The sequence below is a fragment of the Actinocrinis sp. genome, from assembly GCF_035938995.1.
GTDB lineage: Bacteria > Actinomycetota > Actinomycetes > Streptomycetales > Catenulisporaceae > DASZGI01.
In genome coordinates this window covers 14196-37931 of record NZ_DASZGI010000377.1, presented here as the reverse complement: position 1 = coordinate 37931, position 23736 = coordinate 14196, and the positions used below count along the sequence as shown (strand labels likewise).

Annotated in this window: 23 protein-coding genes; 9 read left to right on the top strand and 14 right to left on the bottom strand. The window is 70.2% G+C overall.

Annotated features, from left to right (window positions below; all coding sequences use genetic code 11):
* The coding region (locus VGZ32_RS26165; RefSeq protein WP_326888873.1) for a serine hydrolase domain-containing protein at positions 1 to 1262 on the bottom strand (1262 nt) is incomplete at its 3' end.
* 670 nt (positions 1263 to 1932) lie between these two features.
* On the opposite strand from VGZ32_RS26165, the gene VGZ32_RS26160 reads away from it, so the two are divergent.
* Positions 1933 to 2841 carry an alpha/beta hydrolase gene (locus VGZ32_RS26160; protein WP_326888872.1) on the top strand — a complete coding sequence of 303 codons (909 nt, stop codon included), beginning with the start codon at positions 1933 to 1935 and terminating at the stop codon, positions 2839 to 2841.
* Here VGZ32_RS26160 and VGZ32_RS26155 read toward each other — a convergent pair.
* The 10 genes from VGZ32_RS26155 to VGZ32_RS26110 all read right to left on the bottom strand — a co-directional run bounded on the left by VGZ32_RS26155 (position 2813) and on the right by VGZ32_RS26110 (position 14105).
* Entirely contained in the window at positions 2813 to 3280 is a 468-nt protein-coding gene (locus tag VGZ32_RS26155; RefSeq protein WP_326888871.1) for a hypothetical protein, read from the bottom strand. The two genes, VGZ32_RS26160 and VGZ32_RS26155, sit on opposite strands and share 29 nt — an antisense overlap.
* Positions 3268 to 3783, bottom strand: coding sequence for an RNA polymerase sigma factor (locus VGZ32_RS26150; RefSeq protein WP_326888870.1), 516 nt, complete (start codon positions 3781 to 3783; stop codon positions 3268 to 3270). Before VGZ32_RS26150 ends, VGZ32_RS26155 begins: the two co-directional genes overlap by 13 nt.
* A 56-nt stretch (positions 3784 to 3839) precedes the next feature.
* Positions 3840 to 4793 (bottom strand): sugar kinase, encoded by a 954-nt coding sequence (locus tag VGZ32_RS26145; RefSeq protein WP_326888869.1) that lies wholly within the window; start codon positions 4791 to 4793, stop codon positions 3840 to 3842.
* A 10-nt stretch (positions 4794 to 4803) separates the two neighbouring features.
* A complete protein-coding gene (gene dgoD, locus VGZ32_RS26140) occupies positions 4804 to 5964 on the bottom strand; it encodes a galactonate dehydratase (RefSeq protein WP_326888868.1) in 1161 nt (386 codons plus the stop codon).
* Complete coding sequence (locus tag VGZ32_RS26135; protein WP_326888867.1) at positions 5961 to 6665, bottom strand: bifunctional 4-hydroxy-2-oxoglutarate aldolase/2-dehydro-3-deoxy-phosphogluconate aldolase; 705 nt, start codon at positions 6663 to 6665, stop codon at positions 5961 to 5963. The genes dgoD and VGZ32_RS26135 overlap by 4 nt, the downstream gene beginning before the upstream one ends.
* 42 nt (positions 6666 to 6707) lie before the next feature.
* The gene (locus VGZ32_RS26130) at positions 6708 to 7739 is read right to left on the bottom strand and encodes an ABC transporter permease (protein WP_326888866.1); all 1032 of its coding nucleotides are present in this window, start codon (positions 7737 to 7739) and stop codon (positions 6708 to 6710) included.
* Complete coding sequence (locus tag VGZ32_RS26125) at positions 7736 to 9322, bottom strand: sugar ABC transporter ATP-binding protein (protein ID WP_326888865.1); 1587 nt, start codon at positions 9320 to 9322, stop codon at positions 7736 to 7738. The genes VGZ32_RS26130 and VGZ32_RS26125 overlap by 4 nt, the downstream gene beginning before the upstream one ends.
* Positions 9313 to 10326, bottom strand: coding sequence for a substrate-binding domain-containing protein (locus tag VGZ32_RS26120; protein WP_326888864.1), 1014 nt, complete (start codon positions 10324 to 10326; stop codon positions 9313 to 9315). The genes VGZ32_RS26125 and VGZ32_RS26120 overlap by 10 nt, the downstream gene beginning before the upstream one ends.
* Before the next feature lie 168 nt (positions 10327 to 10494).
* Positions 10495 to 11442 carry a hypothetical protein gene (locus tag VGZ32_RS26115; protein WP_326888863.1) on the bottom strand — a complete coding sequence of 316 codons (948 nt, stop codon included), beginning with the start codon at positions 11440 to 11442 and terminating at the stop codon, positions 10495 to 10497.
* Positions 11443 to 11474: 32 nt separating this feature from the next.
* Positions 11475 to 14105, bottom strand: coding sequence for an NPCBM/NEW2 domain-containing protein (locus VGZ32_RS26110; protein ID WP_326888862.1), 2631 nt, complete (start codon positions 14103 to 14105; stop codon positions 11475 to 11477).
* Between the two features lie 173 nt (positions 14106 to 14278).
* On the opposite strand from VGZ32_RS26110, the gene VGZ32_RS26105 reads away from it, so the two are divergent.
* From VGZ32_RS26105 to VGZ32_RS26095, 3 genes are all read left to right on the top strand, one after another.
* Positions 14279 to 15037 carry an SDR family NAD(P)-dependent oxidoreductase gene (locus VGZ32_RS26105; protein ID WP_326888861.1) on the top strand — a complete coding sequence of 253 codons (759 nt, stop codon included), beginning with the start codon at positions 14279 to 14281 and terminating at the stop codon, positions 15035 to 15037.
* A gap of 67 nt (positions 15038 to 15104) precedes the next feature.
* On the top strand, positions 15105 to 15881 hold the full coding sequence (locus VGZ32_RS26100; RefSeq protein WP_326888860.1) for a FadR/GntR family transcriptional regulator: 777 nt from the start codon (positions 15105 to 15107) through the stop codon (positions 15879 to 15881).
* Between the two features lie 21 nt (positions 15882 to 15902).
* Positions 15903 to 16763: an SMP-30/gluconolactonase/LRE family protein gene (locus tag VGZ32_RS26095; protein ID WP_326888859.1), complete on the top strand. Its 861-nt coding sequence runs from the start codon at positions 15903 to 15905 to the stop codon at positions 16761 to 16763.
* Between the two features lie 85 nt (positions 16764 to 16848).
* On the opposite strand, the gene VGZ32_RS26090 is transcribed toward VGZ32_RS26095, so the two are convergent.
* The 3 genes from VGZ32_RS26090 to VGZ32_RS26080 form a co-directional block, all read right to left on the bottom strand.
* Positions 16849 to 17283, bottom strand: coding sequence for a cupin domain-containing protein (locus VGZ32_RS26090; RefSeq protein ID WP_326888858.1), 435 nt, complete (start codon positions 17281 to 17283; stop codon positions 16849 to 16851).
* A 258-nt stretch (positions 17284 to 17541) separates the two neighbouring features.
* Positions 17542 to 18006 carry a nuclear transport factor 2 family protein gene (locus VGZ32_RS26085; RefSeq protein ID WP_326888857.1) on the bottom strand — a complete coding sequence of 155 codons (465 nt, stop codon included), beginning with the start codon at positions 18004 to 18006 and terminating at the stop codon, positions 17542 to 17544.
* 43 nt (positions 18007 to 18049) lie between these two features.
* A complete protein-coding gene (locus VGZ32_RS26080; protein WP_326888856.1) occupies positions 18050 to 18817 on the bottom strand; it encodes an MBL fold metallo-hydrolase in 768 nt (255 codons plus the stop codon).
* A gap of 64 nt (positions 18818 to 18881) precedes the next feature.
* Between VGZ32_RS26080 and VGZ32_RS26075 the strand changes: the two genes are divergently transcribed.
* From VGZ32_RS26075 to VGZ32_RS26055, 5 genes are all read left to right on the top strand, one after another.
* Positions 18882 to 19535 (top strand): helix-turn-helix domain-containing protein, encoded by a 654-nt coding sequence (locus VGZ32_RS26075; protein WP_326888855.1) that lies wholly within the window; start codon positions 18882 to 18884, stop codon positions 19533 to 19535.
* A gap of 522 nt (positions 19536 to 20057) precedes the next feature.
* A complete protein-coding gene (locus VGZ32_RS26070; protein WP_326888854.1) occupies positions 20058 to 21005 on the top strand; it encodes a metal ABC transporter solute-binding protein, Zn/Mn family in 948 nt (315 codons plus the stop codon).
* Positions 21006 to 21010: 5 nt separating this feature from the next.
* Positions 21011 to 21958: a metal ABC transporter ATP-binding protein gene (locus VGZ32_RS26065; protein WP_326888853.1), complete on the top strand. Its 948-nt coding sequence runs from the start codon at positions 21011 to 21013 to the stop codon at positions 21956 to 21958.
* Entirely contained in the window at positions 21951 to 22835 is an 885-nt protein-coding gene (locus VGZ32_RS26060) for a metal ABC transporter permease (protein WP_326888852.1), read from the top strand. Before VGZ32_RS26065 ends, VGZ32_RS26060 begins: the two co-directional genes overlap by 8 nt.
* Positions 22832 to 23722, top strand: coding sequence for a metal ABC transporter permease (locus VGZ32_RS26055; protein ID WP_326888851.1), 891 nt, complete (start codon positions 22832 to 22834; stop codon positions 23720 to 23722). Before VGZ32_RS26060 ends, VGZ32_RS26055 begins: the two co-directional genes overlap by 4 nt.
* Positions 23723 to 23736 lie beyond the last annotated feature (14 nt).

The window sequence follows — 23736 nt, the reverse complement described above, 5'->3', positions numbered from 1 at the left end:
AGTTCGTACTCGTATACGGTCTTGTCGAGGTGCTCGACCAGTGCTCCCCAAAGCGTCATGCGCATCCATGGCTTACCTTCGAGTTCGAACACGTCGAAGGTGTATCCCTCGCGCTCGTACCGGCCCAGATGAGGTGCGAAGTCCACCTCGACGGCGGGATCTGCGGGCTCCAGCGGCTGCGGCGGCTGGAGCCCGGCCACCTCGGTGAAGATCTCGCGCGACAGATCGGCGAACAGCGGCGTGCCAGTGTCCGCATTCGTGAGAATGACGACCGCGAGGCCCTGCTCCGGCAGCAGGTACAGTTCCGCCGTCTGGCCCATCGTCTTCCCGCCGTGGCCGATCAGCCGCTTGCCGTCCCAGCTGAAGCGCGTCCAGCCGAGGCCCCAGGAGTCGCCCCTGTGGCGCTTGTCCGGCAGGTCGACCTGCCGGGCGGCCATCGCGGCGGTGCTCTCCGCCGACAGCACCCGGGATCCGTCGGCGGCCAGGCCCCCGGTCATGTGCATCCTGGCGAACGTCAGGAGCGCGGCGGCCGTGGTGATGATCCCACCGGCCGGTCCGGTCGAGCGCGGCAGTTGCCAAAGCGTGGTGGGCCGCGGCGCGGCGCCGTCCACCGGGTCCATATGGCCGACGGCGGCACGCTGGAGAATGGCCTCCTCCGGCAGCGTGCACACTGATTCGACGCCCAGCGGCGTGCAGACGTAGTCGTGCAGGGCCTGGTCCCACGTCTTTCCGGTGACCTTCTCGATGACCCGGCCGATCAGCACGAACCCTGAGTTGCAGTAGGACCAGGTGGCTCCCAGCGGCTGGTGTTGTGCCGCCTTCTCCAGCAAGGCCACGTAACGTTCCAGGCAGTCGTCGCCACGCCCGGTGTCAGTGAAGATGTCCCCGTCGATGCCGCTGCTGTGCGTCAACAGGTGCCGGAGGGTGAGCTGCCGGGAAACCTCAGGATCTGCGAGTTTGAGCTCAGGCAGGACGTCGACGACCGGCGCGTCGAGGTCGAGGCGGCCCTCTTCGACCAGCCGCATCACCATGGTCGCCGTCCAGACCTTCGTGATCGAGCCGATCTGAAAGATCGAGTCGGTGGTCACCTCGACGCCGGTGCGATTGTTGAGCACGCCATACGCCTCCTGCACCAGCTCGTCCTCGCCGTCGCGATGCAGCCGCATGATGCCGAGCACAGCCCCCGGAATGCCGTGCTCGGCGGCGAGCGCATCAAGCCGTCGCTGCCAGTGATCCGCGTCGAGAGCGCCATCCCGTGCCATGTGATCAGCCCTTCCCCGTTTCAAAGCTCTGGGATTCGTGCCCCGCAGAGTCAGAAACAACAGGATAGGTGCCTGCTCTGTCCCGGGAGGTGCGACTGCCGCGGTCACAGATCAGTGGCGAGGGGGTTGGAGCACCAGAACACCGAGGGCTTGGACGCTTGCACCCCCGCGCAGTTGTCCAAGCCCTCGGCTCGACCCGTCTTCGGCTGGCTGCCGGTTACCGAAGCGCGGGACGCCCGTTAGTGCCAGCCTCGGTGGGTTATCGCAGACACCTGGGTCCGCATCCCAGCGTCGCCGACGGGCGTGGCAAATCCGTGGCATTTCTGTGGCATCAGACAGCGCTGCATCAATCCGCACGCGAGGCCAGGGTGCACGTGTAGGCGATCAGTACGTGTCGCCGCACCTGCGATCCGACCTCGCCCGCAGCAGGAAGCGCTGCGCCGTGCGGGAGGAGTCGGCTGTTCTGGCAGCTGGTCATGGCGACAGCCGGTGCCCACCATGCTGCGGGCGGGACGGGCCACGCGTTTGCGTGTCCGACGATCGGCACAGCGCGCACTGCGGCTGTGATGCAGGACACGTATGAGTACTCGGTGATCGTGAGAAACGAATCGCCGGGTCGGCTCCTCCTCGATACGTCAGCACCATCGAAGCCCCGAGACAGGAGCTGCCCGTGTCCGTTCCCCTGCCCGACGTCCCCGGCGTGACCCACCGCTTCATCACCGTCCGGGGCGTGCGCCTACACCTGGCCGAAGCCGGCCACCAGGACGCCGAGCCCGTCCTGCTTCTGCACAGCTTCCCCCAGCACTGGTACACCTGGCGCTACGTCATCCCGCTGCTCGCGCTGCACTACCGCGTCCTCGCCCTGGATCTGCGCGGTTTCGGCTGGTCCGACGCGCCGCGCCACGGCTACAGCGGCGTGAGCCTGTCCGACGACGTCGTCGCGGTCCTGGACGAACTCGGGCTCCAGCGAACCCACGTGATCGGCCACGACTGGGGCGCGTGGGTCGGCTTCATCACCGCGCTCCGGCACCCGGACCGTGTCAGCCACCTGATCTCCGTGAACATGACACACCCGTGGCCGCCGTTCATGCGCCTGGCCCCGAACCTGTGGCGCATGTGGCACACGGCCCTGATGGAGTGGCCCCCACTGGGCCGCTTCGTCATCCGCCGCACCGGCTTCACGCGTTTCCTGCTGCGGCATTGGGTCGCCGACAAGCAGCTCTGGGATCGCGACGAGCTTGACGTGTTCACCGACGTCGTGCGCGAACCCGCACGCGCTCGGGCAGGTGAGCAGGTGCACGCAGCCTACGTGTGGAGGGAGATCATTGCGCATCCCTTCGGCGGACGCTTCCGCACGGCGCGCCTGACGGTCCCGACGCTGCTGCTCGGCGGCGACCAGGACGTGGTCATCCCGCCGAGCGTGCTTCGCGGAGGCGGACGCAATGCCGAGAACATGCGGAGCGTCGTGGTCCCCGGCTGCGGCCATCTGATGCCCGAGGAACGGCCCGCAGCCATCGCGAACGAGGCGGTCGCGTTCTTCGCCGCGCCCGTCACGCCAGGTTTGACCGCAGCCTCCTGAGAATCCGCCGCGCGCCCCGGTCGCCCCCGTACAGCAACCCGATCGCCTTGCCGCCGGGGACGCGCGGCCCTCCACATGCGGCCACACGCGTGCCCTCGCCCTCGGGCACCGCCGCGAACCCCCCGACAGCGAACCGGTCCTGCATCAGACACCAGCCCGACCGCAGCACGACGTCGAACGTTCCTCGGTTGCCGACCCAGCCGACCGCGCGCGCCCTCAGCTGCTCGCCTTCGCGCTCGACGATGCGGAATTCGCGGAACAGGCGCACCAGCGCGGGCATGCTGCGCTCCATGTCGCCGATGTACTCCCACACGCGGTCGAAGGAGGCATCGAAGTGTTCTTCAGCGTAGGAGACGCCGGGAATCGCCGCGGCGAGCACGCGCATGCGCCGCACCTCGTCGATCTCCGCGACCGGCCAGTCTGCCGTCATGACGACCACGCTTTCCGGAAACTGCTCCTGGCTCGGCTCAGCCGCGATTTCGCCGCGCCCGGCGAGATGTGCAGCAGCTGCGCGGCGTCCTTTTCGTCGAGCCCCTCGATCTCCCGCAGCACCAGGATTGCGCGGTGTTCGGGTGACAACCGATCCAGGACGTCCCTGATGTCCGCCGCCAACTCGGGGCTTCCCGGCGCCGGGAGCTCGGCCAACTCAGCAGGTCGCGCTCTCGCCGATCGCTGCGCGACCCGCACCGCCTCGCGAACGGCGATCCGGCGCACCCAACCGTAGAGCGCCGCGGGTTCGTTGAGTGCCTTCAGATTCTGGAACACCGAGATCAAGGCTTCCTGCGCCGCGTCTGCGGAATCCTGCAGCGCGATAGGTCCGCACAGCCTCCCGACGTATGGCGTCAGACGATCCAGGAGCGCGTTCATCGCAATCGCGTCCCCGTGCTGCGCCGAACGCACCAGATCCGCGATCTCGTCCGGATCCCGCGACGCGTCGCCCACGTCCGAATGCTACTGCGAGGAAAAGCCGGGCAGTGGGCGGCGCGGGCGCGGCCGGATCAGCGCACGGTGACGGAGCCGCCGCCACGGTGGCGCAGGTCTGCGCGGGTCGGCAGGCCCTCCCAATCGCCGTGCGTGCCGACTGTGCACGCGGCGGCGATGGTCGCCCAGTGCAGCCGGTCGGCGAGGGGAAGTCCGTCACAGCGCGCCGCGAGGTATCCGGCCGTGAAGCTGTCTCCGGCGCCGATGACGTCCACGACGCGGACCCGGACCGCCGAATGCTCGACCTCTGCGCCGTCTGCGGACACCGCGAGCGCTCCGTCCGCGCCGCGCTTGACCACGACCTCGTCGGGACCGCGCGTCAGCAGCCCGCGCGCCGCGCGCCGCAGATCCGTCTCGTCAGTGGCCAGCGCGAGTTCGTCGTCCCCGACGAACAAGATGTCGATCTGCGGCAGCAGCTCCTTGACGAGGGCGGCGGTGCCGGAACTCCCGGACAGGGTGCTGCGATAGTTCACGTCGAACGAGATCGGGATCCGGGCGCGGCTGGCCAGCTCGACCGCGCGGCGGACCGCATCGGCGCAGGTCGCGCTAAGGGCCGGGGTGATGCCGGTGAGGTGGACCAGGTCGGGTCCAGAGTCAGCCGTCAGTGCGGCCTCGACGTCAGCCTGAGCGAGACCGGATCCGGCGCTCCGGTCGCGGTAATACGTGACACGCGTGTACTCGGCCGTCCTCAGCTCACGGATCATGAAGCCGGTCGGCCGATCGGGATCGACGCGTGCGAATTGCGTGTCGACTCCTTCGGCGGCCAGATCGCGCAGCACCCGGGCGCCGATCTCGTCCTCTCCCACGACGCCGACCCAGGCCGCCTCGTGGCCGAGCCGGCGCATGCCGATCGCGACAGTGGACTCGGCGCCCGCGGTCGAGAGCCGGAGCGTGCGCGCCGTACGCAGCGGGTCTCCGGTCTCCGTGACCGCGACGCCGAGTGTCTCGCCGATCGTCAGGAGTCTGCCCATGCTCCACTACTCACCATTCGGCCAGGCCGCCGTCGTCGTGGTGCCAGATCGGGGTGCGCCATTCGAAGCCGTTCTCGGCCGCCCACGCCGCCGCCCGCTCGATCTCGTTCGCGTCGACCTCGATGCCGAGGCCCGGCCCGCGCGGACGCTCCACCCAGCCGTCGCGGTACTCGAACACGCTCGGATCCGCCAGGTAGTCGAGCAGATCGGAGCCCTCGCCGTTGTAGTGGATGCCGAGGCTCTGCTCCTGGACCAGGACGTTCGGGATGGCGAAGTCGACCTGGAGGGCTGCCGCCAGCGCCACCGGCCCGAGCGGGCAGTGCGGGGCCATGAAGGCGTCGTGCGTCTCGGCCTGGGCCGCGATCCGGCGCACCTCCGAGATGCCGCCCGCGTGCGAGATGTCCGGCTGCGCCACCGCGATCCCGGCCTCAAAGGCCGCCCGGAAATCCCACCGCGAGTAGAGCCGCTCCCCGGTCGCGATGGGTATCGCGGTGCTCTCCACGACAGAGGCCAGATTCGCGGCGTGCTCGGGCAGGATCGGCTCCTCCACGAACATCGGCGCGAGCGGTTCCAGCAGCCGCAGCAGCCTGCGCGCCATGGGCGTGGAGACCCGGCCGTGGAAGTCGATCGCGAGGTCCCGGTCCGGCCCCAGCACGTCCCGCACCGCTGCGACCCGGCGCACCACCTGCTCGACGGCCGCGGGCGTGTCGATCGGGCGCAGCTGGGCGGAGGCGTTCATCTTGACCGCCGTGAAGCCCTCGGCGACCTTCCGCTCGGCCTGCTCGGCGACGTCCTGTGCGCCGTCGCCGCCGATCCACGTGTACACCCGCACCCGGTCGCGCAGCGGACCGCCGAGCAGTTCGTGCACCGGCACGCCGCGGACCTTGCCCGCGATGTCCCACAGCGCCTGGTCGATCCCGCCGACCGCCGACGACAGCACCGGGCCGCCCCGGTAGAACCCCGCTTTGGTCAGCAGCTGCCAGTGCGCCTCGATCCGCAGCGGGTCCGCGCCGATCAGCAGTTCGCCCAGCTCGTCCACGGCCGCCGCCACGGTGCGCACCCTGCCCTCGAGGGCCGGCTCCCCCCAGCCGGTGACGCCCTCGTCCGTGTCGATCCGCACGAACAGCCAGCGGGGCGCCACCGCGTACGTCGTCAGAGCCGTGATCTTCATGAGACGATGCCCACCACGCTCAGCGCGGCCCGGACGCGCCCGGCGATCGACTCGATCTCCTCCTCGGTGCCGGGGGCAGCCCGGCCGGCCAGCTCGCTGCCGAAGGCGACCGCGAACGCGCCCGCCGCCAGCCAGTCCCAGAGATGGGCGAGCGAAATCCCCCCGGTGGGCACGAACGACTCCTTTCCGAACGGCCCGCGCAGCTCCGTGAGATACCGCACGCCGAGGGAGCCGGCCGGGAACAGCTTGAAGAACTCGGCTCCCGCGCGGCGCGCCGCGAGCACCTCGGTCCCGGTCGCGACGCCCGGCAGCGGCTCCAGGCCGCGCTCGAGGGCCGCCGCGACGACGTCGGGATCGAACCCGGGGCTGACCACGAACTCGCCGCCGAGCGCGGCCAGCCGCTCCACCTGATCCACCTCGGTGACCGTGCCCGCGCCGACGACCAGTTCGGGACGCGCGGCGGCCCGCTCGATCGCGTCCCAGGCGCCCGGCGTGTCGACCGTGACCTCGAGGACCCGGACGCCGCCGCGGGCGAGCCCGTCGATCGCCCCGGACACGTCTCCGCCGCCTCGGTAGCGGACGATCGCCATGATCCGGTCCCGGCGGAGCGCCTCGCGCAGGCGGCTCGGGCGCGGCGCATCGGGCTCCGCCGGTGCTTCCGCCGCCGCCTCGCCGTCGGCCGGTCGCTGTGAAGTCGTCATTGCGGTTCCTCTATCCCGTTCCAAGATCAGGGCGTCGCGGGCTCAGCGGGGCAGGCCATAGGCACGCAGCCCTCTGCGACGCTGTTGGATGACCACCGCCACGACCAGCAGTGCGCCCTGGGCGATGTCCTGCCAGAAGGAGTTCACATTCAGGATCGTCAGCCCGTTCTGCAGGACTCCGAGCAGGATGACGGCGATGACGGTCCCTGAGATGCCGCCCTTGCCGCCCTGCAGCGACACGCCGCCGAGCGCCGCCGCCGTGATGGACTGGAGCTCAAGGCCCTGGCTTCCCGAGGTCGGCTGGCCGGAGCCGGTGCGCGCGGTCAGCAGGATTCCCGCGATGGCGGCGACGAACCCGGCGAGCACATAGCAGCCGACCACGTAGCGGTTGATGTTGATGCCGGCCAGCCGGGCGGCGGTCGGGTTGCCGCCGATCGCGTAGATGTTGCGGCCGATGTCCGTGTAGCGCAGCATCAGGAACACCGCCGCGGCGACGATGATCAGCACCCAGACCAGGATCGGGATGCCGAGCCCGCTGCCCCGGGCGATGAACACGAACGTGGAGTCGGTGCCGGTGTAGCCCTGGGCGCGGCCGTCGGAGATGAGGTTGGCCAGACCGCGCAGCGCCGCGTAGGTGGCGAGGGTCGCGATGACCGCGTTGACCCGGCCGTAGACGATCACCACCCCGTTGAGGATCCCGACGGCGATGCCCACCAGCAGGCCGACCAGGATGCCGAACGCGGCGCTGGACGCGCTGGTGAACACCATCGCCGAGACCACGGAGGTCAGGCCCGCCGCCGAGCCGACCGAGATGTCGAGGCCGCCGAGCAGCATCACCACGGTCTGCACGACCGCGAGGATGCCCACGATGGCGACCGTGGTCCCGATGGTCTTGATGTTGGAGATCAGGAAGAAGTTCGAGTTGCGCGAGCCGATGACCGCGCAGAGCACGGCCAGCGCGGCGATCAGGCTGAGGTTCTGCACGCCGACGAAGTCGAAGACGCGACGCAGCGGGTTCGGGCTCGCGCCCGGCGCGGGCTGAGTGGCCGCCGCCGGGCTTTCGGTCTGTGTCACGTCGTCGCTCCGGTACCAGTGGCGTTTTCGGCAGTTGCGCTTGCGGCCGTTGAGTTCTCAGACATAGCCAGCGCCAGGACCCGTTCTTCGGTGGCGTCGGCCCGGGAGAGCCGCCCGGACACCCGGCCGCCGTGCATGACCACGATCCGGTCGGACAGGCCGAGCAGCTCGGGCAGCTCGGAGGAGATGACCAGCAGGGCCATGCCCTCCGCGGCCAGATCGTTGACGATGGAGTAGATCTCCGCCTTCGCGCCGACGTCGACGCCGCGGGTCGGCTCGTCGAGGATCAGCACCCTGGGACGGCGGGCCAGCCACCGGGCGAGCACCACCTTCTGCTGGTTGCCGCCGGACAGGGTGCCGACTTCCTGCTCGATCGAGGAGGCGCGGACGGAGAGCTGCTTGACGTAGCGGCGGGCGAGGTCGCGCTCGGCGCCGCGGCGCACGACCCGCAGCCGGGTGATGCGCGTGAGGATCGCGAGCGAGACGTTGTCGCGGATGGAGCGGCGCAGCAGCAGCGCCTGCGCCTTGCGCTCCTCGGGGGCGAAGCCGATGCCGGCGCGCAGGGCGTCCGCGGGTCCGTGCAGCCGTACCGGTTTCCCGGCCACTTCGACGGTCCCGGCGCGCAGGGGCACCGCTCCGGCCACGGCGAGGGCAAGCTCCGAGCGGCCCGCGCCGACCAGGCCGCCGAGGCCGACCACCTCCCCGGCGCGGACTTCGAGGTCGATGTCGCGCACGTCGTCGGTGGTCAGGCCGTGCACGCGCAGCACGACCTCGCCGGGCTCGCGGGGGTCACGCACGAACATGTCGGCCAGGTCCCGGCCGACCATCATCCGCACCAGCTCGCCCTCGTTGGTCTGCGAGATCCGCCGGTCGCCGACGTAGCGTCCGTCCCGCAGCACGGCGACCCGGTCGGCGATGGTGAAGATCTCGGGCATGCGGTGCGAGACGTACACGATCGCGACGCCGCCGTCGCGCAGCCGCCGGATCAGCCCGAACAGCGCCTCGACCTCGTGGTCGGAGAGCGAGGAGGTCGGTTCGTCGAACGCGATGACGCGCACCTCGCCGACCAGGGCCCGCAGGATCTCGACCAGCTGACGCTGGGCCGGGGAGAGGTCGGAGCCGAGGGTGCGCGGGTCCAGCAGCCCGCTGAATCCGTGGCGCTCGATGTCCGCGCGGACCTGCCCCAGCAGCGTGCGCTTGTCGAGGACGCGGCCCCGGCGCGGCAGCGCGCCGAGGTACACGTTCTCCGCGACGGATACGTGCGGGACGATCTCAGGCTCCTGCTGGATGACCCGGAGCCCGGCGCGGTGCGCGTCGCGCGGCGAGCCGAAGGCGACCGGCTCGCCGTCGAGCAGCAGGCGGCCCGAGTCCGGCGCGTGGTCGCCGGAGAGCACCCGCAGCAGCGTCGACTTGCCGGCGCCGTTCTCGCCCACCAGCGCGAGTACTTCGCCCGCCCGCACGTCGAGGCTGACGTCGGCGAGCGCGTGCACCGGGCCGAACGACTTGCCGATCCGTTCGGCCCGAAGCCGCGCGGCCGCCGCCGCGGGAGGCTCAGTGGGCTGAGGCGCTCCGGTCAGCTGCACTGCACGCCCGCCTGCACGAAGTTCGCCGCGTCGACCATCTGGGTCGGTGCGATCGACTGCGCGGGCAGCGCCTTGCCGTCGCGGATCTTGGCGACCAGCACGTCCACGGCGGTGGCGCCGACCGCGTGTCCGTCGATGAACAGCGCCGCCTTGTTGCCGCTGTCCTTCTTGGCCGCCCAGTCCTTGCAGGTCAGGTAGGCGCCGAGGCCGACACCGTCGATGTCCGCCGGGGCGACGCCGCTGTTCTGCAACGCGGTCACCGCGCCGGTCTCGCTCTCGTCGTTGCAGCCCCAGACCACCCAGTGCTTCACTCCCGGGTTCGCGGTGAGCGCCGCGCCGGTCTTGTTCTGGGCGTCGACCACCGAGTTGTCGGTGCCGAGCTTGACGATCTGCGGACTGGCCCCGGCGGCCGTGGCGAAGCCCTGCTCCTCGCCCTGCTCGCGCTGCTGGCAGTCGGACAGGCCCTGCGAGTACACGGCCAGGATGTGCGTGTCCGCCGCGGACCAGCCGTATTGCTTGAACAGCGTGCCCGCCTCCGCGCCGACCTTGGCGCCCATCTGCACCGAGTCGAAGCCGACGAACGGGGCCGCGGCGCCGGAGCCGTTGGTGATCGGGTCGTCGCTGGCCACCAGCGGGATCGAGCCCGCGCCCTGGATGACCTCGGGGCCGATCTTCTGGTCCGGCACCACGATCGCGATGCCGTCGACCTGCTGGCCCACCTCGGTGCTCATCGCGCTGATCGCCTGGTTCGAGTCGGTGCCCAGGTTGACCGTGACGATCTTGACGTTGCCGAGCTTGGCGGCCTCGGCCTTGGCGCCGTTGGCCTCGTCGATGAAGTACTGCTGGTCGCCCTGCTTCTGCAGGTAGGCGATGGTGATCTCGCCGCTCTTCGGGGCGGCGGCACCGGTGCCGGTCGCCGCAGCCTTGCCGGTGCTGCAGCCGGCCAGGGCGAGCGCGGTGACCGCTCCCGCCGCGCCGATGACCACGAACGTCCTCGTCCGCACTGTCGTGACTCCGCTTCTGGTGAGGGTGATCTGGATGGGTCGTTTCGGGTCTGGCGCTTCGACGCGCGCCCCGACCCCGAGCCCCGTGGTCGTCGCCGCCATGGGTGGCTGCTGCCCCGAGTCTTGCCCGAAGCAGCCGCCGCGTCAAGATTTATGCATAAATAATTCTTAGTTGCGGTGCGCCGCGCAGCTCAGCAGCGCGTCCAGCGCCGGTCGGCCGCGTCCGGCCTCGACCAGCACCCACCAACTCTTCGCCCGGCCCGCGGCGAGCGGATCGAGAGCCGAGTAGGCGCGGGCGGGCGCGTCGTGGGCGCCGAACGCCGGCTCGATCGCGACGTGGCGCACCGGTACGTCGCCCCAGCCGCCGAGGTTCACCCATAGCCCGACATGCCGGAAGGGGGCGTCGGCGACCCACCACGCGAGCCAGTCGCCCCCCTCGACCATGACGGCGACGACTGCGGGCAGCGGCGGCTCGAGCCAGAGCTTCGCGGCTCGGCCGGTGGCCTTGTCCAATGTGATCTCAGCCACCTGTGTCGCCTCGGGCGCGAGCCAGTCGAACCGCGTTGACGGGGCACCGCCCTCGAAGGCGCTGTCCAGCCGGAACCGCATCGGCGACGAGGCGATGATCCGGGTCCGCTCGTCGGCGGCCAGGAGCATGTGTTGCGCCCAGGACCAGTTCAGCGGCTTCTCGCCGATGTTCTCGACGCGGTAGTCGACACGCAGCAGACCGTTCTGAGCCGAGATATAGCGCAGGAACCGGTACGCCCTGTCGGGTGGCGCGGCACTTCCGTAGTACGTCGTCAGTGGAGCGTGCCAGGGGACTCGCCAGACGTCGCCGTGGTCCGCCAGGCCGCCCTCGGCCGACGCGCCGATGTTCGGGAAGCACTCGTCCCAGCCGGAGCAGTCGAGGTCGCCCCAGTCCTGGCCGGGTGCCGGCGCGGCGCGCGGCCGGACCGGCGGCGCGAGCCATTCGCGTCCGCGTTCGCCGAAGCGAAGGCTCGTGACCTTGCCGCCCAGGCCGGGCTCCCAGTGCAGGCGCGGCCCGCCGGCGCGGCCGTGGGAGCCCTCGCAAGGCTCTGACGACCGCGCCGACAGTCCGTTCGGCGGCTCGTTCATCGGTTCGCGTGCACCGCTTTCATGTACACCGCTCAGGCCGGCGGCTGGACCGCCACCGCGACCTCGGCCGCGGACGCGTAGCCATAGGCTCCCGCCGTCGCCGTAAGCCGCACGTAGCGGGCCTGTACCGGAGCGATCTGAACCGATTTCAGCAGCGCGTCCTGCGTCCACGTTCCCGGCGCGGCCGCCTGCGTGAAGTTGACGCCGTCGCTGCTCACCTCGACGGTGTAGGCGGTGATCGTGCCGGTGATGGTGCCGTCCAGCCGCGGCTGGTAGGTCAGTCCGGTGACCGTCTGCACCGCTCCCAGGTCGATCGTGAGCGAGATCGGCAGCGGGTCGTGCACCGGGCTGAACTCCGAGTGCCACAGCGTGGTCACGTTGCCGTCCACCGCGTTGCTCGCCGGGTATCCGGCGTTGGCGCTGGTGGCCGTCGCCGACTCGTCGGCAGGCGGCACGAAGTGTGGCCACGGCCCGGCGGGCACGGTCGCAACGGGTGCGCCGCAGGTGATCTGCAGGCCGCCCCAGTCCGCGCGGTCGTTGTAGGTGCCATCGCCGCCGTCGCCGACGACCAGGCTGACCACCTTGGCCGTACCCAGGTTGACCGACATCGCCTGGGTCGCGGCACGCGTCACCAGACCGCTGTCATACAGCTTCACGCCGTCGCCGTAGACCTGGAACACGGCTGTTCCACCGGCCGGGGTCCAGTTGGCCGAATCGTCGATGCCCACGGTCGCGTTCAGCGCGGTGCAGTTACCGCCGGTGTAGAAGTCGATCGTGGACACGGACGCGGTGCCGATGCCGGTCGGGTAAGTGACGCCGTGCATGACGAGCGGTCCGCCTCCGGCATCTTCGAGATCGACCCGCGGCACGAGGTATCCGCTTGACGCGTCAAGCCATGGATGGTGGCTGAGCGGACCGGTCCCCGACGGCGGTGCGGCGGGCACCTGGACCTGGGTCGACTCGTTTGCCGTCACGGTATTGAAGACCGAAGGCCCGCTGTCGGGTTCGCTCCACCAGCCGTAGCCGGCGGTCGCGGTCAGCTGGTCCGGCCCCGGCATCGTGCCCGGCGGAACCGTCACCTGCCAGGTCGCCGCGATCGACTGCCCGGTCTTGAGCCTGGCCGCCGTCGTCGAACCGACCGGTGTGGCCGTCCAGCCCGCGGGGACATCAAGTCCGAGCGTCACGTTCTGCACGCCGAGCCGACCGTTGTCGGTGAACGACGCGGAGACCGGGAAGGTATCGCCCGGCGCCACCAGGGGAAGCGATGCCTGCGCGGTCGGCGTGACGGTAGCCGGGGACAGGTCCGTCGACGGCGCGGTGCTGCCGACGGCGCTCTGACGCGAGGCGCGCAGCAGCACGACGCTGTGCGGGGCGACGGTAGCGGAAATCGCGTCCGCCGTCTCGGTCGTCGTGTGCTGCCACAGGTCGCGCAGCGTGTAGGCGCCCGAGTGCTGGAGCCCGACCTGCTCGGCCGTCGTCGAGACGACTTGCGGGCTGGCGCCGCGGTTGAACAGCGCGACCGCGACGTCGCCACCGGTCAGCGGCTTGGTCCAGACCTGCGTGTCGCCGACCGTCGAGATCGCCGTGCCCTGGATGCCGAGCGGATCCTGGTCCACGGCCAGCACTTCGGAGTTGGACAGCATCGAGATGGTGGCGTCCGAAAGCTTGGTCACGTCGCTGCCGATGATCAGCGGGGCCGCGACGATCGACCACATGGAGAACTGCGCCTGGGACTCGGCCGCGGTCATGCCCAGCTCAGGGCCCAGATAGTCCGGGTCGTTCCAGTGCCCGGGGCCGGCGGCCTCCGGGTGCGCGGCGTCGGCGTCCAGGTTGCGCAGCATGTCGGAGTACTGGATGTCGCCCGAGAAGCCGATGTCGGTGTCCGTGCGCCAGGAGTTGCCGGTGCTCGGGCCGAACTTGTAGGAGTCAAAGGCGGTCTTGCCGGGCGCGGCGCCGGTCTCCGGGATGAACGGGTTGCAGATGTTGAACAGCATCGGCCGGTGGCTGCTGTTGTTCAGCAGCGCGTCGCGGAACTGCCCATAGACCGTGGCCGGGTCGAGCCCCATCTGCTCGCTGCCGCAGAAGTCCACCTTCACCGCGTCGTAGCCCCACGCGGCGAACGTGTTGACGTCCTGCTGGTAGCGGCCGTAGCTGCCCTGGTTGGGGCCGCCGCAGCCGTTGATGCCAGAGTCGGTGTAGATGCCCGCCTTCAGGCCGAGGGAGTGGATGTAGTCGGCGACCGCCTTCATCCCGTCGGGCCACTGGGTGGAGCTGACGGTGATGTTTCCTGAGGCGTCGCGGGTGCCGCTCCACCAGCCGCCGTCGATCCAGACGTAGTTGTAGCCCGCGGCCGCCAGACCCCGGTTCACGATCGCGCTGGCCTCGTCCTTGATGGTCTGCTCGTCGAAGGTCGAGCCGAGGCCGTAATAGGTGTTCCAGCCCTGGTAGGGGGTCTTGGCGAGATCGTTGATCGGGGGCGTGGTGTTCGGCCCGGGTCCGGTCGGCACGCTTCTGGCCGAGACCGGGCCCGCCGCGGCGACCAGCGCCGCCGAGGCCGCCAGCGCGACCGCCGCGGCAGCGGCCCGGCGGCGGGGGCGAGCGCGGCCGGCCCGGGTGCGCGGGTCCGGCGGTGCGGAGCCTGGCGAGCGCAAGGGTATCAGCATCCTGCGTACTCCTGCCTGTGTCGAGGGCATCCCGGCCCTCACGGGTTTCCGCATTATTAACGAATTAAATCGCCGGCGTCAACGGTTCCAGTGTGATCCTTCCGGCGGCCCGCACGCTTGCGCGGCGCCCACCGCGTCTGCAAACTTGTCATAATTAATGCGAAAGGACTGTTGTGGACACACGCCGTTTCGAGGGGCGCACCGCCCTGGTGACCGGGGCGTCGTCGGGCATCGGCGCGGCGACCGCCCGGCGCCTGGCGGCCGAGGGCGCGGCGGTCGTGCTGGCCGACATCGCCGATCAACCAGGCCAGGAGCTCGCCGACGCGATCAAGGCGGACGGCGGCACCGCCGAATACGCCCACTGCGACACGGCGAGCACGGACGACTGGGCGGCGCTGCGCTCCGGGGTCGTCGAACGCTACGGCCGCCTGGATGTGGTCAACCACAACGCCTACTGGTTCAAGGCCGCCCGGATCCACGAACTCGGACCGGCCGACTGGCACCGGCAACTTGACGTCTCGCTCACCGGGGCGTACCACGCGATGCACACATTCCTGCCGCTGCTGCAGAAGGCACGGGGCTCGGTCGTGCTCACCTCGTCCGTGCACGCGCTCTTCGGCATGCCGGAGCACCCGGCGTACGCGGCGGCAAAGGGCGGCCTGTGTGCGCTCGCCCGGCAGCTCGCGGTCGAATACGCTCCCGAAGTCAGGGTCAATGCCCTGCTTCCCGGTCCCATCCTGACCCCGGCCTGGGACGAGATCGACGCCGACGCCCGCGCGCTGAGCGTCACCGCGACCCCGGCCGGGCGGCTCGGCCGGCCCGACGAGGTGGCCGCCGCCGCCGCGTTCCTGGCGTCCGACGACGCGTCCTTCATCACCGGGGCGAGCCTGCTGGTCGACGGCGGTTGGAGCGTCGCGAAGGCGTCCGCCTGACCGACTGGCGCAGCCGGAGTGGGTCCGGTTGTGTACACAAAGAGACGGTGATGATGGGTAACGAGGGATGACGGGTTACCAGGGCCGCGGCCTCCACGGGCAGGTCGTCGAGCAGATGGGCGTGCGCATCGTCGGCGGCGCCTATCCTCCGGGCGCTCCGCTGTTCTCCGAGCAGCTCGAGCGGGAGTTCGACGTCAGCAAGACCGTCGTGCGCGAGGCGCTCAAGGTGCTGGCCGCGAAGGGGCTGGTGGAGAGCCGCCAGAAGCGGGGCACGGTGATCCGGCCGCGCGAGGCGTGGAACCTGCTCGACGGCGACGTGCTGCGCTGGCAGGGTCGCGAGCCGCCGAACTTCATGTTCCTGGAGAACCTCGCCGAAGTGCGCGGAATCGTCGAGCCGGCCGCCGCGCGCCTGGCCGCCGGGCGGCGCACCGACGACGACCTGGAGGAGTTGGAGTCCGCACTCGCGGCGATGGCGGCGGCGCGGCAGGATCCGGACGCGATGGTCGACGCCGACCTGCGATTCCACCGCGCGCTGCTCGACGCCGCCCACAACGAGGTACTCAGCCGCATGGAGGTCGTCCTGGCCGCCGGGCTCCAGGTCCGCGACCGGTTCGTGCACCACAGCGAGTACGGCTCGGACCCCATGCCCTCCCACCGAGCGCTGCTCGACGCGATCCGCGAGGGCGACGCCGGCCTGGCCGGTGTGACGGTGGAAGCGCTCCTCGCACAGGCGGCGGCGGACCTGGCCGAGGTGCGCGAGCACGCGGACCGATCCGCCACCGCGCCGAAGCGCGCGACAAGTCGGCGGACCCAGACCGCTCGGACCGCGCCGAGCACCACCTGACCGATCCATCCAAGGAGCCCCATGGCCTTCAGACCGTGGACGACCTCCCGCCGCGAGCTCGGCGAGGGTATGCGCAGGGTCGGCGACCGCCTGGTCACGACGGACATCCTGGCCGGGACGCTGACCAGCCTCGATCCGGACCAACCCGGCGACGGCGAGGAGCTACTTCGCCTCGACGTCCCCTTGGGCGCGGTGGCACCGGTCTCAGGGCGGCCGGGATTCTGGCTTGCGGCGGCGGGCACCGGCGTGGCCCTGATCGGACCGAGCGGCGCGATCGACTGGCTGGATCGCCCCGAAGACAAAGCGCCCGTCCCGATGCGCGTCAACGACGGGTGCTGCGATACACGTGGACGCTTCTGGTTCGGCACCATGCCGTACGACGGCTCCAAAGGTCGCGGCTCGCTCTACCGCGTCGACCGCGACGGCTCGGTCGTCCGCGTGCTCAAGGACCTTGACATTCCCAATGGTCCGGCCTTCACCGCGCACGGGTCCGTGATGTATCTCGCCGACAGCCCGCGAGGCTGCGTGCACCGCTACGCGATGAATCCCGCGAAGGGCGAACCAGTCGACTGTGAGCTCTTCGTCCAGCTCCCACCCGACGCGGGCAGCCCGGACGGAATGGCGGTCGACGACGGTGGTGGCCTCTGGATCGCGATCTGGGGCGCAGGACAGGTGCACCGGTACACCCCGGACGGCGAACTGGATCGTGTGCTCACTCTCCCGGCAGAGCAGCCGACCAGCCCGGTCCTGTTCGGCGGCCGAATCTTCGTCGCAACCGCAGCACACGGACTCGCCCACCCCGGCGAGCACGACGGCAGGGTCCTTGTAGCTGACGTGGGCGAATTCACCGCGCCCGAAGCCATCCCCGCCATTCTCGACTGAGCACTGCCTCAAGCACGTCCCCGCCCCGAACCGCGACCGGTCCAGGGCACGCCGACAAGACGTCCAGCTCGAGACTTACTTGGATCTACTGAAAGTTGCACCCCGGGTTCGGTGCGTCCTCAGACAGCGGACTGCCAGCCGGGTCGACGTAGAGAACGTCGAGCACGACAGGCGTCGTGCCGAGGTTGCGGCCGATGTGCACGTGGTTCGCTCCGCTCGGCTCGATGAACGCCGCGCCCTCGCTGTAGGTACTGGTCGTCACGCAGTCCGACTCGGTGTGGGTCAGCGTGCCCGACTCGACGAACGCGTAAAGCGTCCCGTCGTGGTAGTGCCACCCGGTGCTTCCACCCGGCTGCACCGTGATCTGTCGCAAGATGTAGTCCTTGCCACCCACGGTGACCTTGCTGATGATGACGCCGCTGACGCCGTAAGAGGGGGTCGCGTTCGCGATCCCCGGCACCAGTGCCACGCTGGTGGCGATCGCACCCGCAAGCGCGACCCGACGGAAGGAGCTCGGCATGAATCAGTTCCTTTAGGTCAGAGATATACGTCTGCGTACCCGCATAGGACTCGACCACCGCGCTCAGACCCTATCAGGCATCATCGAACCAGGGCGACAGTCAGCTTTTCCTCCCGGACCGCACAAATTCGGGCCGCGACATAAAGATCATGGCCGCGAACTGCGCGAACAGCTCGGGACGGGCGCGACGTGGTACTCGAACCCGCCCCCGCGGATAAGAGCAGTACACCTCTGATCGATCCGCGCTCCAGCGAGCCGTCAGCGGGCGGCGGCCGACTTCGCCACCGCGGAGGCGAAGTCGGGGTTGATCCCCAGCTGGGCGAACATGACGTTCTGCTCGATATAGCAGGTGAACTTCTCGATCTTGCCGTCGCGCAGGTCGAACCAGTCGGACGTCGGGAAGTTGACCTTCGCCCCGTTCGCGACGAGCGGGCCGGCCGGCGTCGGCAGCGGGCCGCCGAGGAACGTGCCCTGGATCAAGACCTCGACCACGACCAAGTCGCCCATATCCCTCATCCGGACCACCTCGCGGTGAACGTCGGGGAACAAGCCCGCAAAGCGGGTCACCACAGTGGGGAGCTCGTCGCCCTTGAAGCTCTCGCCAGCCGCCTTGTTGATGAAGACCCCGTCCTCGGTGAAGGAGTTGCGCCAGCCCTCGAGGTCCAAGACGTCGCCTTCAGCCGTCCGGTACGCGGCGCGGATGAAATCTTCGTTGGTTGTCATGACAGTTTTCTCCTTACTAGTCAACTAGTCAGGGCGCGAGTGGTCAGGGCGCGCCGAGTTGCCGTGCCTGGCGGGTGGCGGTTTGGATGCCATCGGTGAACGGCGCGCCATGGCCGGGCAGTAACAGGTCTGCGGTCAGTTCGTCGAGGCGGTCGAGGGCGGTGAGCGCTGCGCGGCTGTCGTGGTTGAAGCAGCGGCTGGTGATCGTGGGTCCGGTGCGGCCGGAGAACGCGTCCGCGGTGACCAGGGCGTCGCCGGTGAACAGCAGCCCGCGGTCGGCGAACAGGTACGCGGCGCTGCCGGGCGTGTGGCCGGGCAGTGCGACGGCCTGCGGGGCGCCGGGGACATCGGCGAGCACTTGGTCGGCGTCGAAGCCCTGCACGCCGTGCACTGCTGGGGCGGTAAAGGCTCCGGCGCGGGCCAGGTGGAGGGGGAGGGCGAGCGCGGCGGGCCTGCGCAGCAGGTAGGGGAGCATCGAACGCTCGGGCTTGGAGTGGCGGGTGACGCTGCGCGGGCCGTCGCGCAGGATCGCGGCGTCCGGCTGGTGGATCCAGATGGCGGCGCCGGCCTCGTGGAGGGTGTGGGCCAGGCCGGTGTGGTCGAGGTGGCCGTGGGTCAGCAGCACGGCGCGCACGTCGGCCATGGTGCGGCCGAGGCCGGCCAGCATCCCGCGCAACTGCTCCAGATGGCCGGGTATCCCCGCGTCGACCAGGACGAGGCCGTCGGGCTCCTCGATCAGGTAGAAGTTGATGCCGTGATCGCCGAGGAGGTGGACGCCGGGGGCCATCTGCGGGGGTGCGGGACGGGACATGCAAGCCTCCGGCAGCCGGCAAAATTAGATACAGTTAACTGTAACAGATATGGAGCGTGGTCCGATGGCAGGCGAGACGCCACGCCGGCCGTACAACTCCGAGCGCCGGCGCGAGGCCGCGCTCCGCAACCGTGCCGCGGTGCTGGCGGCATGCCGTGAGCTGCTGTTCCGGGACGGCTACCACGCCATGACCATTCGTGCCGTGGCCGAGCAGGCCGGGGTCTCCGCTGAAACGGTGTACAAGGCGTTCGGCGGCAAGCCGGGCATGGTCAAGGCCCTGTGGGATGTCACGCTGGCCGGAGACGACGAACCGGTGCCTATGGCGGACCGCCCCCAGGTGCAGGAGATGCTGCGTACCTTGGAGCTGGGCGCCAAGCTGCGGCTCTACGCCGCGTTTGTGCGCGGGATCCATGAACGCATCGCGGGGTTGTTCACCCTGCTGACCCAGGCCGGGCCGGAGGTCGGAGAGGTTCTGGAGACCGGCGAGCGGGAGCGGCTCACCGGCGTCACCGCGTTCGTCACACATCTGGACCAGACCGGCGCGCTTCACCCAGACGCGGATCCGGCCCACCTGGCGGACGTCCTCTGGGCCCTGACGGGCCCACAGTTGTACACCCAGCTCACCGCAGGACGGGGCTGGTCCGACGACACATACGAGCAATGGCTGGCCGACACGCTCACCGCTACGCTCCTGCCCCCTTCGCCCCGGGAACGGTAAGCGCTCGCCACATCCCGTGCGGCGCGGCCGGGCCGTTCACCAGGCCAGCAAGGCGAAGTATCCGTAACCGTCCAGGCGTGTCGGCGACGCTCGGCGGGCTACTGCCGCGCGCTTGCCGCCAAGGCACACCGCGCCGATCTGACAGACGCCTCGCCGCAGATCCTCGCGCAAGCCGCATCCCACAGTCCCCCGGCTCCGCTCGCTTGATCTGACAGACCGCTCAGGGCAGCTCCCCACGCAAGCCGCATCCCACAACCCCCGGCCCCACTCGCTTGATCTGGCAAACGCCTCGGCGCAGGTCCTCAAGCACGCCGCATCCCACAACCCCCGGCCCCACTCGCTTGATCTGGCAAACGCCTCGGCGCAGGTCCTCGCGCAAGCCGCATCCCACAATCCTCGGCCCCGCTCGCGCGTCAGCCACAGACCCGCGCGCCCACACCCTTGCCTATCCGAAACCATTTTCATATGCTCCCTCTCAACAGTGCTGAAAATGATATTCATCTTCATTAGATGGGATGCGGGATGCGGAGACTCACGAGACACGCGATGGCGGGCGGGGCGGCGGCGATGCTCGCAGCCGGGACCCTGGCGGGCTGCGCGACGACGGCACCGACCGCGCAGGCTGCCCTAGCTGGTTCCGGTTCGGTGCCGAAGCTTCAGGTCGTGGCGGCGGAGAACTTCTGGGGCTCGATCGCTGCGCAGCTCGGCGGTTCGCACGTGACCGAGACCTCGATCATCACCAACCCCGACACCGACCCGCACTCGTACGAGGCGACCGCCGCCGACGCCCGGACCATCGCCGCCGCCCAGATCTTCATCGAGAACGGCATCGGCTACGACACCTCCTGGGCGCCCAAGCTCGTGGCCGCGAACCCGAACTCCGCGCGCACCGTATTGACGGTGGGCGACGTGGTGGGCCTCAAAGACGGCGACAACCCCCACCAGTGGTACTCCCACGCCAGCGTCTACAAGGTGATCGACGCGATCACCGCGGCGTACAAGAAGGCCGACCCAGGCGACGCAGCCTACTTCGACACGCAGCGCGCCGCGTTCGAGAACCAGACCCTCGCCCAGTACAACCAGCTCGAGTCGCAGATCAAGGCCAAGTACGCGGGCACCCCTATCGGCGCCTCGGAGTCGATCGTCTCCCCGCTGGCCGACACCCTGGGCTTGGACATGCTCACCCCGTACTCATTCCTGAAGGACATCAGCGAGGGCAACGACCCCACCGCCGCAGACAAGACCCTGATCGACCAGCAGATCACGTCCAAAGCAATCAAGGTCTACGTGTACAACACGCAGAACTCCACCCCTGACATCGCCGCCCAGGTCGCCGAGGCCAAGGCCGAGGGCATCCCGGTCACCACGGTCACCGAGACGCTCGCCCCGGCCTCCGACACCTTCGAGCAGTGGCAGGTCGCCGAACTGCAGAGCTTGCGGACGGCGCTGGCACAGGCGACCGGCAAGTGACCGCCATGGACACCGACCAACGCGCCGCAACGGCCACAGGCGCGCCGACGGACCGCAGCGTCGGTCCGTCCGATGTCGGCACTGGCCCGGTCGTCGACCTGACCGGCGCAGCGGCGGTCGTCGGCGGGCGCACGCTGTGGCGCGGCGTGGATCTCACGGTCGGCGCGGGGGAGTTCGTCGCCGTGCTCGGGCCCAACGGCGCGGGCAAGTCGACGCTCATCAAGGTCCTGCTCGGCGTGCTGCCCGCGGCCTCGGGCTCGGTCGCGGTCCTCGGCCGCCGGCCCGGTGCGGCCGGGGAGCAGATCGGCTACCTGCCCCAGCGCCGCAGCTTCGATGCCTCGCTGCGCATCCGCGGCACCGACATCGTGCGCCTGGGCTTGGACGGCGGCCGTTGGGGAGTACCGGTCCCGCTTACAGGACGGTTCAGCGCCCGGCGCCGCCTCGCGGACGCCCGGGTGCGCGAGGTGATCGACCTGGTCGGCGCCTCCGCCTACGCGCACCGGCCGGTCGGCGAGTGTTCCGGCGGCGAGCAGCAGCGCCTGCTGATTGCCCAGGCCCTGGTCCGCCGCCCCCGGCTGCTGCTGCTCGACGAGCCGCTTGACTCGCTCGACCTGCCGAACCAGGCCTCGGTCGCCGCCCTCATCCACCGGATCAGCCGCCGCGAGAACGTCGCCGTGATCATGGTTGCGCACGACGTCAACCCGATCCTGCCGTACCTGGACCGGGTCGTGTACATCGCCGCATGCGGAGCCGCGTGCGGCACGCCCGAGCAAGTCATCACCACCGATACTCTGACCGGCCTGTACCGGACGCCGGTAGAGGTGCTGCGCAGCTCCGACGGCCGCCTCGTCGTGGTCGGCGGACCCGAGGCTCCGGCCCTGCACACCGACCGGCACGCCTGGACCGGAGCCATGGCCGGAACCGGAACCGGAACCGGAGACCTCGATGGGTGACACGGGGTGGTCCTGGAACCTGGTGCGCGACGTCCAGCAGTTGTGGTCACTGCCGTCGATGGTCAACGCGTATCGCGCCGGGGCGATCGTAGCGGTGACCGCCGCAGTGATCGGCTGGTTCATGGTGCTGCGCCGCCAGACCTTCGCCGGGCACACGGTCGCGGTCGCCGGGTTCCCGGGCGCGGCGGGCGCGGTGCTGCTCGGGATCGGCGCCTCCTATGGCTACTTCGGGTTCTGCCTCGGTGCGGCCGCGGTCATCGCGGTCGCCGCGCGGCCCGGCGTGGGCGGCCTGTCGCACGAGTCCGCGCTCACCGGCGTGGTTCAGGCGTGCGCGCTCGCGTGCGGGATGCTGTTCGTCTCCCTGTCAGGGTCCTTCCTCAACGGGGTCAACGCTCTGCTGTTCGGCAGCTTCCTGGGCATCACCGACCGGGATGTGCTCACCCTCGCGGTCGTCGCCGCGCTGGTGCTCGGCGCGATGGCGGTGATCGGCCGCCCGCTGCTGTTCGCCTCGGTAGACCCGGACGTGGCGGCCGCAGGCGCGGTGCCCGTGCGGACCCTGGGCGTCGTGTTCCTGGTGCTGCTGGGCGCCACGACCGCGGAGGTCTCCCAGATCACCGGGTCGCTGCTAGTCTTCGCGCTGCTGGTCATGCCGGCCACGACAGCACAGCGCCTCACCGCGCGCCCCGCGCTGAGCCTCGCGCTGGCAGTGCTGATCGCGCTGTCGGTCACCTGGATCGCTCTGGGCGTGGCGTATTTCACCCCGTACCCGATCGGGTTCTACGTGACCACGTTCGCGTTCGTCGCCTACGTGGCCGCCCATGCGCTGCCCCGCGCCGCCGCGACCCTGTGGATCCGCACCACCAGGAGTGCGCCGTGAGCATCTTCCAGCATCCGTTCATGGTGCATGCCCTGCTGGCCGGCACCGGAATCGCGCTGGCGGCCGGGCTGGTGGGCTACTTCCTGGTGCTGCGCGCGCAGGTCTTCACCGGCGACGCCCTCTCCCATGTCGCGTTCACCGGCGCGCTGGCCGCGCTTGCTTGCGGCATCGACCTGCGGGTCGGACTGTTCGCCGCCACGATCCTGATCGCCGTGCTGTTCGCCGTGCTGGGCGAGCGGGGCCGGGCGGACGACGTGGTCATCGGGAACGTATTCGCCTGGATCCTCGGCCTGGGGGTGTTCTTCCTCACCCTGTACACCGCCAACCAGTCCGGCGGCGGCAACGGCACGGCGACCGTCAACGTCCTGTTCGGCTCGATCTTCGGGCTGTCGACGTCCCAGGCCGCGCTCGCGCTCGGGATCGGCGTCGCGGTGACGGGCGCCACGCTGGCGATCGCCCGGCCGCTGCTGTTCGCCTCCCTGGATCCGGCAGTGGCCGCCGCCCGCGGAGTGCCGGTGCGTGCGCTCGGCTTCGCGTTCCTCGCCCTGGTCGGGGCGGCCACTGCGGAGGCGACCCAGGCGGTGGGCGCGTTGCTGCTGCTCGGCCTGCTCACCGCCCCGTCCGGAACCGCGCTGCTGCTGACCGACCGTCCGTATCGGGCGATGGCCCTTGCCACTGGGCTCGCGACCACCGAACTGTGGGCCGGACTACTGCTGGCGTACTACGCCCCACGGATCCCGCCCAGCTTCGCCATCATCGCGGTCGCCGCAGCCGCTTACGGCACGGCCCTGGCCGTCCACCGGCGGCGCCCCGGCCGCACCGAAGGGCGTACGCCCTCCATGCCGCAGCACTCCACGCACGAACGACAGGCGGCCGCAAGCACCTGAACGACGGGAAGCAC